The sequence below is a fragment of the Streptobacillus notomytis genome, from assembly GCF_001902585.1.
Taxonomy (GTDB): domain Bacteria; phylum Fusobacteriota; class Fusobacteriia; order Fusobacteriales; family Leptotrichiaceae; genus Streptobacillus; species Streptobacillus notomytis.
Map to the genome: position 1 here is coordinate 1 of NZ_LKKV01000071.1, position 13,467 is coordinate 13,467.

The 13,467-nt window shown below is 24.4% G+C and carries 13 protein-coding genes; 8 read left to right on the plus strand and 5 right to left on the minus strand.

The window, feature by feature from the left end; genetic code table 11:
* Positions 1 to 518 precede the first annotated feature (518 nt).
* The 6 genes from BUE91_RS02675 (at position 519) to BUE91_RS02695 (ending at position 4,388) form a co-directional block, all read left to right on the plus strand.
* Entirely contained in the window at positions 519 to 992 is a 474-nt protein-coding gene (locus BUE91_RS02675) for a PepSY domain-containing protein (RefSeq protein WP_073507871.1), read from the plus strand.
* A gap of 311 nt (positions 993 to 1,303) precedes the next feature.
* Positions 1,304 to 1,981: a response regulator transcription factor gene (locus BUE91_RS02680; RefSeq protein ID WP_066900528.1), complete on the plus strand. Its 678-nt coding sequence runs from the start codon at positions 1,304 to 1,306 to the stop codon at positions 1,979 to 1,981.
* Entirely contained in the window at positions 1,956 to 3,305 is a 1,350-nt protein-coding gene (locus tag BUE91_RS02685) for a sensor histidine kinase (protein WP_073507872.1), read from the plus strand. Before BUE91_RS02680 ends, BUE91_RS02685 begins: the two co-directional genes overlap by 26 nt.
* Before the next feature lie 250 nt (positions 3,306 to 3,555).
* Positions 3,556 to 3,819, plus strand: a complete 264-nt coding sequence (locus BUE91_RS02690) for a hypothetical protein (protein ID WP_073507873.1) — start codon at positions 3,556 to 3,558, stop codon at positions 3,817 to 3,819.
* On the plus strand, positions 3,812 to 3,988 hold the full coding sequence (locus tag BUE91_RS07090; RefSeq protein WP_156470620.1) for a hypothetical protein: 177 nt from the start codon (positions 3,812 to 3,814) through the stop codon (positions 3,986 to 3,988). Before BUE91_RS02690 ends, BUE91_RS07090 begins: the two co-directional genes overlap by 8 nt.
* Positions 3,989 to 4,007: 19 nt before the next feature.
* Complete coding sequence (locus BUE91_RS02695; protein ID WP_066900521.1) at positions 4,008 to 4,388, plus strand: hypothetical protein; 381 nt, start codon at positions 4,008 to 4,010, stop codon at positions 4,386 to 4,388.
* Between the two features lie 93 nt (positions 4,389 to 4,481).
* Here BUE91_RS02695 and BUE91_RS02700 read toward each other — a convergent pair whose 3' ends face one another.
* The 5 genes from BUE91_RS02700 to pth are packed head-to-tail and all read right to left on the minus strand — an operon-like array spanning position 4,482 to position 10,304.
* Positions 4,482 to 5,840 carry a PFL family protein gene (locus tag BUE91_RS02700; RefSeq protein WP_066900519.1) on the minus strand — a complete coding sequence of 453 codons (1,359 nt, stop codon included), beginning with the start codon at positions 5,838 to 5,840 and terminating at the stop codon, positions 4,482 to 4,484.
* Entirely contained in the window at positions 5,840 to 6,112 is a 273-nt protein-coding gene (locus BUE91_RS02705) for an ACT domain-containing protein (RefSeq protein WP_066900517.1), read from the minus strand. Before BUE91_RS02705 ends, BUE91_RS02700 begins: the two co-directional genes overlap by 1 nt.
* 12 nt (positions 6,113 to 6,124) lie before the next feature.
* The gene (locus BUE91_RS02710) at positions 6,125 to 7,573 is read right to left on the minus strand and encodes a leucyl aminopeptidase (protein ID WP_073507874.1); all 1,449 of its coding nucleotides are present in this window, start codon (positions 7,571 to 7,573) and stop codon (positions 6,125 to 6,127) included.
* 14 nt (positions 7,574 to 7,587) lie between these two features.
* Positions 7,588 to 9,207, minus strand: coding sequence for a Na/Pi cotransporter family protein (locus BUE91_RS02715; protein WP_073507875.1), 1,620 nt, complete (start codon positions 9,205 to 9,207; stop codon positions 7,588 to 7,590).
* Complete coding sequence (pth, locus tag BUE91_RS07550) at positions 9,207 to 10,304, minus strand: aminoacyl-tRNA hydrolase (protein WP_073507876.1); 1,098 nt, start codon at positions 10,302 to 10,304, stop codon at positions 9,207 to 9,209. The genes BUE91_RS02715 and pth overlap by 1 nt, the downstream gene beginning before the upstream one ends.
* A gap of 798 nt (positions 10,305 to 11,102) precedes the next feature.
* Here pth and BUE91_RS02725 point away from each other — a divergent pair.
* Both BUE91_RS02725 and BUE91_RS07095 read left to right on the plus strand, forming a co-directional pair.
* Complete coding sequence (locus tag BUE91_RS02725; RefSeq protein ID WP_066900510.1) at positions 11,103 to 12,431, plus strand: chromosomal replication initiator protein DnaA; 1,329 nt, start codon at positions 11,103 to 11,105, stop codon at positions 12,429 to 12,431.
* A gap of 234 nt (positions 12,432 to 12,665) precedes the next feature.
* Entirely contained in the window at positions 12,666 to 12,803 is a 138-nt protein-coding gene (locus BUE91_RS07095) for a hypothetical protein (protein WP_180371201.1), read from the plus strand.
* Positions 12,804 to 13,467: the final 664 nt, after the last annotated feature.

Here is a 13,467-nt window from a genome sequence, read left to right on the forward strand (position 1 = left end):
ATTATTAAATCATAATAATCTATGTTATTAGAAAATATATTAATTCCCATAATTAACGTTAGAATATACATAAATTTATATTTACCTAGTATTTTTCTCATATGTTATATATATAGCTAATTATTAAACTATATAATCAGCCTCCTTTCTTTACTATTATTTAGATTTGTATATTAAAAATAAAAAAATATTTTAATTAGAATCTAAAATTATTATTTTAAATGTAAAAAATATATAGTATTAAAAACATCGAATATTTTTAATTTCACTATCCTAACTAATACCACTTTTTTTAAAAAACTAATTTATGTAAAAAATTATACCCCCCCCCATATATTTTGTCAATCGTTTTTTTAATAATATATGTATTTTTTTAACAAATTGTTTACAATTTAATTTTTATCCAGTAAATTCATTAATATTTGGTTTTAATTTTCACTATAATAATTTAAAATTCATTTTGTATTCATATTAGATAAGTATAATTTTTATATATCAAGTTATGAAAGGAGATAGCAATGAAAAAAGCTTTATTTTCCATATTTTTGATATTTGGATTTAATATATTTGGAAGTAAACAAGAAGTTAAAATTACTAAAAAAGAAGCTTTAAGTAAAGCTATTTCTTATGTTGGAAATGGTAAAGTTCATTCTATAGAACTTGATTATATTCAAGATCATCCTGTATGGGAAGTCGAAATTATACATATAAATTCAAAAACAAAATTTAAAATCGATGGTATAAGTGGAAAAATATTATCAACTAAGATTGATTATGAAAAAAAAGTACAGGATACTGATTTAGATATATTAAAGGTTAATGATATTAAGATAATAATATCTAAACTAATTAAACACCCTGTCTATACCGAAATATATTTAGATAAAAAATTAGGTAAAAAGATATATGAAGTTCATCTTTTAGATGGGCATAATGAAATGTTATTTATCATAGATGCACATAATGGAAATATATTAAAATTTAATAAATAGTTTTTCATTCATTTTTTATTCATTTTAGAAGTGTATAATAAAGGTGTGGTAAGACATAGGTCTTAAAAAGAGAGTTGAAAATTTCAAAATAAGGGTGGTAGCTTATACATATACAAGATAATAATCCTCATACTTCTAAATATTTGTTCATCAATTTATATTATACTTGTATATACTTTGAAATTTTATTAATAAGGTTGGTTAATTGAAATAAGGAGTTTTGAAGAGATATATATTGGTTAAGAAAGATAAGTATAACTTATCTTTTTTTCATATTTATGTTAAAATTGAGAAAAATGAAAGGATAATATATGAAAATACTTTTGGTTGAAGATGAAGTTGATTTAAATAATATTATTAAAAAGTATCTTAATAAAAATGGATATATAGTTGATTCAGTATTTGATGGTGAAGAGGCACTTTTTAATTTAAATGAGGCTTCTTATGATTTAGCTATATTAGATGTTATGCTACCTAAATTAAATGGTTTTGAAGTTTTAGAAAAAATTAGAAAAAAGAACAACAAAACAGCTGTATTAATGTTAACTTCAAAAGATCAAGTAGAAGATAAAGTAAAAGGACTTGATTTAGGTGCTGATGATTATTTATCTAAACCTTTTGATTTTGAAGAGTTAATGGCTAGAATTAGAGCCATTATTAGAAGAAAATATGATAATTTATCCTCTGAAATTAAAATACATGATTTAGTTTTAGACACTATGAAAAAAACTGTTATTCGTAATGGTGTAAATATAGAGCTAACAGGTAAAGAATATGAAGTTTTAGAATATTTAATGCAAAGTAAAGATAGAATAGTAAGTAGAGAGCAAATTAAAGATCATGTTTGGGATTTCTATTATGAGGGCAGTTCTAATGTTATAGATGTACTGATTAAAAATATTAGAAAAAAAATTGATTTAGATGGTTCTAAACAAATAATATTTACTAAAAAGGGGCTTGGTTATGTGGTTAAAGAAGATGAGTGTTAAGTTTCAAAGACATATTCCAATAACTTTAAAAGTTAATCTTTGGTATAGTACATTTATACTTTTACTAATGATATCAAGTATAATTCTTACATTAATACTTTCTTCATCTTTAGGAATGAGTGTATCTAAACAACAATTAAAAAAACATGTTGATGATGTTGCTAAATATCCAGAAAAATTTGAAAGTTTTGAATCTGGGATATTTTATATAAACTATGATCATTCAGGTGAAATTCTTGCTGGTAAATATCCTTTAGGATTTAATTTAAAATTAAAGTTAGAAGAAAATAGTATAAGAGTATATGAAAAAAAAGATTATCAATTTTATTACTATGATAGTAAAATAAAGAACAGTAATTATTGGATAAGAGGAGTTTATCCTATTAATCATCTTGCACAAGATAGAGATAGAACTATGGCAATTCTTTTAATTTTTTCTCCAATATTTTTTCTAATAGTTGTTTTAGGTGGAAAAGAAATATTAAAAAGAGGATTTAAACCTGTTAAACAGATTTCAAAGACTGCATTAGATATTACAGAAAGTCAAGATTTTTCTAAACGTATAGAACTTGAAGAAGGTAGTGATGAAATACATAAAATGGCTAAAACTTTTAATACCATGCTTGATTCAATAGAAGCTTCATATATACGAGAAAAACAATTTAATTCAAATGTTTCACATGAATTAAAAACTCCTATAAGTGTTATACTTGCAGAAAGTTCTTATTCTCTAGAACATGTAAATAATATAGAGGAGGCTAAGGAATCTTTTGAAGTTATAAAAAGACAATCAAAAAAAATGTCTGAATTAATTACACAAATAATGATGTTATCTAAAATTGAAAATATTTCTAATCTAGAATTAATTCAATTAAATTTATCTGATTTAGTAAATCACACATTAATTGATAACTCTATAATTTTTGAAGAAAAAAATATTAGTGTTTATAAAAATATTGAAGAGAATATTATAATATTAGGTGATAAAATTATGTTAGAAAGAATGTTAGATAATTTAATAAGTAATGCTGTTAAATTTACAAAAGATAGTATTAATATTAATTTATTAAATAAAAATGACAAGGTTATTTTAGAAATTATTGATAATGGTATGGGAATTTCTAAGAAGAATATATCTAATATATTTAATAGATTTTATCAGGAAAATACATCTAGAAATAAGAGTGAAAATCAAGGATTTGGACTTGGTTTATCTTTAGTTAAAGAAATAGTTAAATTACATCATGCAGAAATTCATGTAGAAAGTTTGCCTAAAAATTATACTAAGTTTACCATTTCTTTTAAAATGTTTCACCATGTGTAATTTTATTATATATATCATAAATATTTAACCTAAAAGTATTTATGTATTAATTACTGTTAATGCTCTATTTTAAAGGATAATCGAATAAAAAGTATTTTTTAATATATGTTAAATCAAACAAAGATAAAAAAACTTTTGACTAATGAAAATTATTAAGATATAATTACTGTAGAAATAATATGTGCACATATTATTTCAAAAAAACATAAGAATGAGTGGCACATTCTAAACAAAGAAAGAGGTAATTATAATGAAAAAAAAATTAATTTTAGCAACTTTATTACTTGTTCCTTTTTTAGGATTTTCTCAAGAAAATGAAGTAGAAGAAATGCAAGAAATATCTTCAATAATTATCTTGAATAATAAAAATGAAATAGATGAATCTGAAATAAAAACTACTGGATTAACAGGAAAAATAGTAGGTGGAGTTGCTGGATCAATTATAGGCTCAGAAGCAGGAGATAAAGTAGAAGAAGATTTAAAAGAATGGTGGAGAGGAGATAAAAATGATTAAAAAATATTTCCATATACTTTTAAGTTTACTTTTGGGTGCAAGTATAGGATTAGTTATATACTTACTAGATAAAACTACATTAAGTCACATTCATCAATTAATAGCCCTTGGAGTTTATGCTTATGTTGCAAGTATTATAAAAAATAAATTGATAGAAATTTATAAATAAAAATGAGATTACTGATAATATGAGTATATTAAATATAAAAAGACTTATTTTGGGTATTTTAGTTTCTGTAGTATTAGTTATTGTAATGGGAATAGTTGAAAATGTAATTTTTTATGATTTTAATTCTTTAAGTGATATATATAAAATATTAATATATTTAATAGTACCTGTTTTAGTTGGATTAATTGGATTATTAATATTAAAATTAATAAAACAATTTACAGAATCAAATGTTAATACTGTATTATTGATTGTTGGAGTTATTACTGTTTTAAATATTCATGGTATATTGAGTTATGGATATAATATATTTTACCAAATAATAATATTTTTAATTCTTTCTATTTTAAATGGTTTGATATTAGTATTAATAACAAAATTTTTAAATACAGATAAATAATTTAATAAAAAACCGAATATATTCTTAAAAATATATTCGGTTTTTTAATTGTGTTGCTATTAATAATTTCTTATCAATAAATTCATATCTACTTTAATTTTTAAAACTATGTATAGGAGCTGGTATTCTTCCACCTCTATTAATAAATTCTTCACAGTTATATGGATTTACTCTCATTATTGGTGCTCTTCCAAGCAATCCTCCAAATTCTACCATATCTCCCTCTACCATACCTTTAACAGGTATTATTCTTACTGCTGTCGTTTTTTGATTTATCATTCCTATAGCCATTTCATCAGCTATAATTCCTGATAAAGTTGCTGCTGTCGTATTTCCTGGAACTGCAATCATATCAAGCCCAACTGAACAAACACAAGTCATAGCCTCTAATTTTTCCAAACTTAAAGCCCCTATTTTAGCTGCCTCTATCATATTTGCATCTTCACTTACAGGAATAAATGCTCCACTTAATCCTCCAACATGAGAGCTAGCCATTACTCCACCTTTTTTTATAGAATCGTTTAACAAAGCTAACGCACAAGTAGTTCCAGGAGCTCCAACTCTTTCAAGTCCCATAAATTCTAATACCTCACCTATAGAATCTCCTATAGCTGGTGTTGGTGCAAGTGATAAATCTATAATACCAAAAGGTATATTTAATCTACTTGAAACAACATTAGCAACAAGTTGTCCTATTCTTGTAATTTTAAATGATATTTTCTTAATAATCTCACATAATTCATCAAAACTTTTACCTTTAGTTTCTTTAATTGCACTTGCAACTACTCCTGGTCCACTTACTCCAACATGAACTGTTGAATCCATTTCACTAACTCCGTGGAAAGCTCCAGCCATAAATGGATTATCATCAGGAGCATTACAAAATACCACGAATTTTGCACAGCCAAATGAATTTGGTGTTATATCAGCTATTTCCTTTATTATCTCTCCTACAAGCTTTACAGCGTCCATATTAAGCCCTATTTTTGAACTTCCAAGATTAAGAGAAGAACATAGGTATTTAGTTTCTTTTAAAGCTCTTGGTATAGATCTAATAAATAGTTCTTCATTAGGTGTCATTCCTTTAGAAACTAAGGCTGAATATCCTCCTAAGAAATCTATTCCTACCTTAGCTGCAACATCATCTAAACACTTAGCTATTTTAACATAATCATCTATAGTTTTAGTACAACCTGCAGCTACAAGAGATATAGGAGTAATAGATACCCTTTTATTAACTATAGGTATACCAAATTCCTTACTTATCTCTTCACCTGTTTTAACTAAATCCTTAGCGATATTATATATTTTGTTATATATTTTATCACAAAATATATCTATGTCATCACTTACACAATCAAGTAAACTTATACCTAAAGTAATAGTTCTGACATCTAAATTATTCTCTTGTATCATCTTATTTGTTTCTTTTATCTCAAATACATTCATTATTACACCCTATGCATAGATTGAAATATTTCTTCTTTTTGAGCCTTTATTTGTATATTTAGCTCTTCTCCTATAACATCTAGCCTTTCTTGTAATTTACTATGACTTATACTTGATTTAGTAACATCTACTATCATTATCATATTAAAATATCCCTCAAGTATAGATTGAGATATATCTAATATGTTAATATCTAATTCTGATAATGCAATACATATTTTTGCAATTATTCCTATTTTATCTAATCCTACAACAGTAATAATAGTTTTTTTCACTTTATTTCTCCTTTATTTACAACCACAATGCTTATCTAATAATTCAACTAAAGTTTTAACATGAACTCCTGTTGCTCCTAATGGTAAATATCCATTAGCTTTAGATAAAAATGCTGTCCCAGCTATATCTAAGTGTACCCAAGGTGTTTTATTAACAAATGCTTCTATGAATAACCCAGCAGTAATAGTTCCGCCCATTCTTCCTCCAGAATTTTTAATATCTGCTACTACAGAATTATTTAAAGCTCTAAAATCATCTGAAGTAGGTAATTGCCATATTGATTCTCCTGCTTTTTTAGATGCTTCAAGAACTTCGTTAAATAGGTCTTGATTATTAGTTACACTTCCAGTATAGAACTCGCTAAGTGCTACAAGACAAGCACCTGTTAATGTTGCAAGATCTATTATTTTATCAACTTTTAATACATCTGAAGAATAATAAACAGCATCAGCAAGAGTTAATCTTCCTTCTGCATCTGTATTATCAACTTCTATACTTTTTCCAGCTAATGACCCTATAACATCACCTGGTTTGTATGAATTACCACTAATAGAATTTTCACAAGCAGCAACTACTCCATAAACATTAGTTTTAATATTATTTTTGGCTAATGCATAAAGAGTTCCTATTACAGTTCCAGCTCCACCCATATCACAGAACATAGTTTTCATTCCATCATTTGGTTTAATAGAATATCCTCCTGTATCATAAGTGATACCTTTACCTACTAAAGCTATTTTTTCTTGACTTTCACTATTATTTAAATATTCCATTATTATAAATCTAGGTCTATTTTCTGATCCTCTTGCTACTGATAAGAAAGCTTTCATTCCTATTTTTTCTATTTCTGCTTCTTCTAATACAGTAACTTTTACCCCTACTTTTTCTAATTTTTCTTTAGCAAAATTAGCTAAAGTTTCAGGATATAGATCTTGAGCAGGCATATTTACTAAATCTCTTGTAAAGAATACCCCTTCCATAGTATTAGTTATTTTAACTAATTCTTTTTCAACTTTTGCTCTTTTTTCATTATCTATGAAGAAGTTAATTGTAATTTCCTTTAAATTAACTTTTTCAGATTTGTATTTATCGAATTTGTATTCTGCATGTATCATACCCTCAAGTGCTGCACTATAAGTTCTTCTTGTACATAAACCATTTAATTTAGGAATATATACTTTTATTTCATCTTCTTTTTTTGCTTGCATTTCTTTAGCTAATTTGTAGAAAATTTTTCTAACTTTATCTATAGTTATTTCTTCTTTTTTCCCTAAACCTATTAATGCTACTTTTTCTTTATCTTCTAAATCTCTATAGATTAAGATTTCACTTTCTTTACCTGAAAAAAGTCCAACTTCATTCATTTTGCTAAAAACAACATTATCTACTTTTTCATTTTCATAAACTAATATAGCTTCTAATCCGTTTTTAGTATTTTCCATTCCAATATTATATTTCATTTCTTATCCTCTTTCTATATTTTTTCTACTAAATTTCTTGCATGATCACATACTCTTGTAAAGTGTGATATTAAATCTATATATGAAAGACCTGCATGAATTTCACATTCTTCTGCACTTAATCTCTTAATATGATTTTTTCTTATTTTTTTCTCATATGAATACACTCTATTATGTAAATCTAATGCTTCAAATACTTTTCCTTTATCTCCATGTTTAATAGCTTCTATAGCACATTCTATCATTTCTGTTGATATTTGTAACATATTATTTATTTCATTATGTGCATATTCTGAGAATTTTAAACTTTTTCTTATTTCGTATTCAACATCAAGTAATATACCGTCAGCATGATCTCCTATTCTTTCAACATCTCTACACATATCTAAGTATATTCCTAATTCTTCTCCTTCTTTTTCACTTAAGTTTTCTCTTGAAAGATCTGATAAATATTTAGTTATTTCTCTATCTAATGTATTAATTCCTTCTTCTCTTCTTTTTATTTCTTCTGCAAGTTTTTCATCATGAGTATGGAAAAATTCAACAGATTTTTTTAAATTTTCTAAAGCAACTTCTATCATTAATATCATTTCTTGTTTTACTTGTCCAAGTGCTATAGAAGGTGTTTGAATTAACGCTCTATCAAGATATTTAACTGTGTATTCTTCATCAATTTTATCTTCTTTAATAACCTTAGTAACAATATATGCTAAAACTCCTATGAATGGGAATAGTATTATTGTATTTAAAATATTAAATGTTCCATGAGCAAAACCTATAGTTAATTTAGGAGTAAGATGTAAAAATTTACTCATTCTTTCTACAAGTAATGTGAAAGGAGTTAAAAATACCATGAATATAGTTGTTCCTATAACATTAAATAATACATGTGAAAGAGCTATTCTTTTAGCTGCTGAACTAGCTCCTATTACTGCAATTACAGCTGTTATAGTTGTTCCTATATTATCACCAAATAATACTGGTAATGCAGCTCTTAAATTAATTAAGTTATCTTGATAGATATTTTGTAATATCCCTACAGTTGCTGATGAAGATTGAACTATCATAGTAAGAGTTGTACCTATAAATACTCCTAATAGTGAATTTTTACTTAAATTTACTGTTAAGTCTATAAATTCTGGTAAACTTCTTAAAGGATGCATAGCTTTAGACATTAAACTTAATGCAAAGAATAATCCTCCAAATCCAAATATTACTCTTCCTATGTTATTTATACTTTTTCTATTAGTGAAAGTTAATAAGGCTACCCCAGCAAAAAGTATTGGTAATGAATAACGAGAAATATTAAATCCTATAATTAAAGCAGTAATTGTAGTTCCTATATTAGCTCCCATTATGATTCCAATAGCCTGTCTTAAATTAAGTAATCCGGCTCCAACTAATCCTATAGTTATTACTGATGTTCCAGAGCTTGATTGTATTAAACCTGTAACGAATACTCCAACTAATACACCTAGAAATGGAGAAGTTGTATATTTATCTAAAATATATCTTAACTTTTCTCCAGCCATTAATTGTAATCCTTCTCCCATATATTTTATACAGAAAAGAAATAAACCTAATCCTCCTAAAAATGTAAATATCATTTCTTTGTAATTTATAACTTGTGTCATTAATTTCCTCCTAAAGTATATTCGAATACATTTCTTTCAGTTCCATCATTTGCATGAACTTTAGCTATATATTTAAAATTTAATTTATCAATTAATTTTATCATTGCGATATTATCTTTATGTGTATCTATTCTTACAACGAATCTAGAATCTTTTGTAGAGATTCTTATTAATTTTTCTAAAAATTCTTTCCCTATACCTTTATTCATTTCATTTTTATTCACCATAACTCTGTGTATAGATGAATAATCAATGTTATTATTAATATTTCCATCATATGTTTTAAGATACATATTATCTATATCATAATTTAAAGAAGCATAAGCATAGATTTGATTATCTTTTTCATAAATATATCCTCTCTTAAGTTCTATATCATTTTTAAAATCTTTTTCTAAAGGATAATTATTAGACCATTGAGTTAATCCAATTTCTTTTTGATATTCTATTGCAAGTTCTTTAATTTCTAGTATTTTTTCCATATCTTCTAATTTAGCTTTTCTAAGCTTAAAATTATTTTTGGAGTTTTCTTTTTTCTTTATATTATATTTAGACATTAATCTTTCAATGTTGTTGTCATTTATAAAGGAGTTAATTATTTTAAATATATGTTTATCTAAGTTATTTAAAATATTTTTTTCCTCTTCAGTAAAATTTCCTAAAACATGGGATATTACAGACTTGTTATTTGGTTTTCCTATACCTATCCTAAGTCTTATAAACTCATCTCCTATATGAGATATTATAGATTTTATCCCGTTATGACCTGCAGATTTTCCCTTGTTTTTAATTTTTATTTCTCCAATTTTTAAATCCATATCATCGTATATGACAATTAAGTCTTTTTTAGGATTTATTTTGTAGAAAGAAATTAATTCGTAAATGGCCTCACCACTTAAATTCATATATGTTTGAGGTTTTTGAAAAAAGACAGTTTCATTTTTAATATTTTCTTTAGTGTACAAACTTTTATATTTTTCTTTAAAATTTAAAATGTTATTGGATTTTAAATATTTGTCTAAATATATAAATCCAATGTTGTGTCTATTGTTTTCATATTCATTGCCAGGATTACCTAATCCGACTATTAATTTCACTTTACACCTCTTTCTATTTAAAATGTCAATTAATTTTACCATTTTTTTTTTTTTTTTTCTATTTATTTTTTATATTTCTCTATTGATTTTTATTAATTTTAAATGATTAATTTATTGATAATATATATTATTAGAAATATTTGTTTTTTTTGAATTTTTATTGATTAATAAATAATATATATTTATATATATTCATATTCTTTATCATTATTAGGGCTTTGAATTTGTGAATACCTTTTATTTCTCTGAATTAAATTGAATTTTTTCTTGTGTTTAACTTAAAAAAATTTGTGATTAATTTTTATTCACAGTCTATTCCTGATTTATTCAGAACTAACTATTTTTTGTGATTAAGTTAGTGTTATTATTTTAAAATGGTTAATTTAAAATTGTGCCTTAAAATACGAGAATAAGTTAAAAGTATCATAAATACTAGATTTGTTAATGTGTCTAACTATGTGAAAAAGTGTATAACTTGTATTTTTAAACGATCTACATTCATTTTATATTACAAAAACATGTAAATGTCAAATAAAATGGAAAATTTTACAAAATTTTAAATATGTGAATAAAAAAGATACAAGTTGTAAAATAGAGTGTTTTGAGTTATTCACAATTCAGATTTTTTTGTGCCTAAGTAATTTAAGTCTTTTAAAAGTGTAGTTTCAAGTTTTATGTGCCAATGTGAATAAGTCTTTCATAACCTAGATTTTTAAAGTTGAAATAGATTTTTTTTTGTGCTAAGATGTGTTATGAACAAGAGGAAAGGTATGGATTTATTCCAAAGGTATATATGTTATGTTAGAACCAAGCAAATTATGGGAGGCTTTAAAAAAAACTCTAGAAGAAAGTCAGATTATTTTTTCTGATTATATTAATCATAGTGTAAGGGCTATAGATTTCAGTAATTCAACTTTATTATTACAAATTGATGATTATAGGTCATACATAGAGATAGAGAATATAAAATCAGAAATAGAAAAAAAAGCCAGTCAACATTATGGAGCTTTGCTTGGTGAAATTTCTATAGATCTTCAAAAAAACTTTAAGGATTTTCTTAATTCTAATAATACTAATAAAAAAGATAGAATTTTTAATAATCTTAATAAAAAGTTTACTTTTAATAATTATGTAATAGGTGATAACAACCTATTTGCATATAAATTAGGAATGGCTATACTTGATGGGAAATTATCTAATAGCCCACTTATGATATATGGAGATTCAGGACTAGGAAAAACTCATTTAGCTCAGGCTATAGGTAATGAAATGATAGAAAAAAATCCCGAAAGTAAAGTATTTTATACTACATCTACAGAATTTTCTAATGAATTAATTAAAAGCTTTAGTGAAAGAACAACTATATCTTTTAAAGACAAGTATGCAGATTTAGATATGTTAATAGTAGATGATATACAGTTTTTTGAAAATATATTTGGTAAGGGTGACGATAAGATACAAAAAGAGTTCTATAATGCCTTTAATACATTACATATGGCAAATAAGCCAATAATATTAATATCTGATAAATATCCAGAAGAATTAACTAATGTTGAGGCTAGATTAATTTCAAGATTAGTTTCAGGGGCTTTAGTAGAACTTAAAATGCCAGATAAAACATCAAGAATTTCAATAATTAAAACTATAATCACTAAAGAAAATATACCAATGGATCAAGAATTGATGTATTTTATAGCTGATGAGTTAGAAACTAATATTAGAGAACTAGAAGGTTTTGTTAATACTATAGTTGCAAGAGTTAAGTTGATGAATGAAGTGGTTAATAAGAAGATGATAATTGATGAATTAAATAAGAAGCTAATTAAGAAAAAAAGCTCTATAACTTCTGAGAAAATACTTGAAACAGTTTCTGTTTATTATAACATAGAAAAATCTGAGATATTAGGTAAGAGTAGAAAAACAGAAATAGTTAGAGCAAGAGATGCTTCAAGATATTTACTTACTAATATATTAAAAATAACTTTAGGTGAAATAGGTAAAATGTTTGGTTCAGATCATACTTCAATAGTTAAGGCACTAGAAAAAATAAGGGTTATGGAAACAGAAGATCCTAGTAATCAATTACTAAAAGATATTAAAACATTAAAATCAAATATAGAAAGCTAATAAAGATGACATTTATGTTATCTTTATTTTAGTTATTAAGTTATAAATTATTTAAAAAGTAATATAAATTAGAATGGTTTTAGTAATATAAGTAATGATCAATTAGTTTAATACTGAATCAAAATAAAATTATAAAATAATACATAATAAATTGTTAGACCTGTTATTAATGATAAATTTAAATTAAGCAGAAATGAAAGTTTAATTGAAACAAATATTAATACAACAAGATAATTGGGAGAAGAAGATAATCCAGTAACAATATTTGAATTATTTTTAAATAAAAATATAGAAGAAAAAATAAAAGAAAAGTATGGTCTTACAAATTTGATTGGTTCTGATAATAATACATCCTATATCAAACATGCTTGATGGTATTATAAGCTAGGAAGAAAAGAATATTTTTAAAGGTAAAAATCCAGATATAAAATTAGTTAGACATAATTATGCTGGCTTTTATATTATGAATACATATGGGATATTAAGTATGTCATATAGTTTAGTTTATCATAATATCAATTTTCACTATTTATACCCTGATAGTAAATATTTAGATAAAATAGATAATAAGAAAAGATTGGAAATGGATTAAATAGGATAAGTTCAAACTATAAATTAGGAATAAAGTTAAGAGTTATATAAGGCTTAAATGTAATAGTTAAAGTAAATTTAAATACAAAATTAAATTTGGAAATAGATTATAATTTTTAATTGAAATAGGAAAATATTATCATTTTTTATTTTATAAATTTAAACTATTGACAAAACAGTGGGGGGGGGGGTATAATTTTTATGAAAATTTTACAGATATTCTATTTTTTTAAAATATATATTTTTGTAATAAACAATTAATTTTTGATAAATATTTTAATGAGAGTATTTTAGATATACTAACTAAAATATTTTTTGTTTTATTAAACAACAAAGAAAGGAAATTATATAAAGAAATGAAAAAAATAATAAATATTTTTATTATAATATTGATTATGGGAATTAATACATTTTCACGAAATACAAATTATTATGATTTAATAAT

Excerpts from the sequence above, each read along its gene's own strand:
- BUE91_RS02725 (WP_066900510.1), top strand. The coding sequence starts at position 11,103 with ATGTTAGAACCAAGCAAATTATGGGAGGCTTTAAAAAAAACTCTAGAA.
- BUE91_RS02680 (WP_066900528.1), top strand. The coding sequence starts at position 1,304 with ATGAAAATACTTTTGGTTGAAGATGAAGTTGATTTAAATAATATTATT.
- BUE91_RS02675 (WP_073507871.1), top strand. The coding sequence starts at position 519 with ATGAAAAAAGCTTTATTTTCCATATTTTTGATATTTGGATTTAATATA.
- BUE91_RS02715 (WP_073507875.1), bottom strand. The coding sequence starts at position 9,207 with ATGACACAAGTTATAAATTACAAAGAAATGATATTTACATTTTTAGGA.
- BUE91_RS02710 (WP_073507874.1), bottom strand. The coding sequence starts at position 7,573 with ATGAAATATAATATTGGAATGGAAAATACTAAAAACGGATTAGAAGCT.
- BUE91_RS02695 (WP_066900521.1), top strand. The coding sequence starts at position 4,008 with ATGAGTATATTAAATATAAAAAGACTTATTTTGGGTATTTTAGTTTCT.
- BUE91_RS02685 (WP_073507872.1), top strand. The coding sequence starts at position 1,956 with ATGTGGTTAAAGAAGATGAGTGTTAAGTTTCAAAGACATATTCCAATA.
- BUE91_RS02690 (WP_073507873.1), top strand. The coding sequence starts at position 3,556 with ATGAAAAAAAAATTAATTTTAGCAACTTTATTACTTGTTCCTTTTTTA.
- BUE91_RS07090 (WP_156470620.1), top strand. The coding sequence starts at position 3,812 with ATGATTAAAAAATATTTCCATATACTTTTAAGTTTACTTTTGGGTGCA.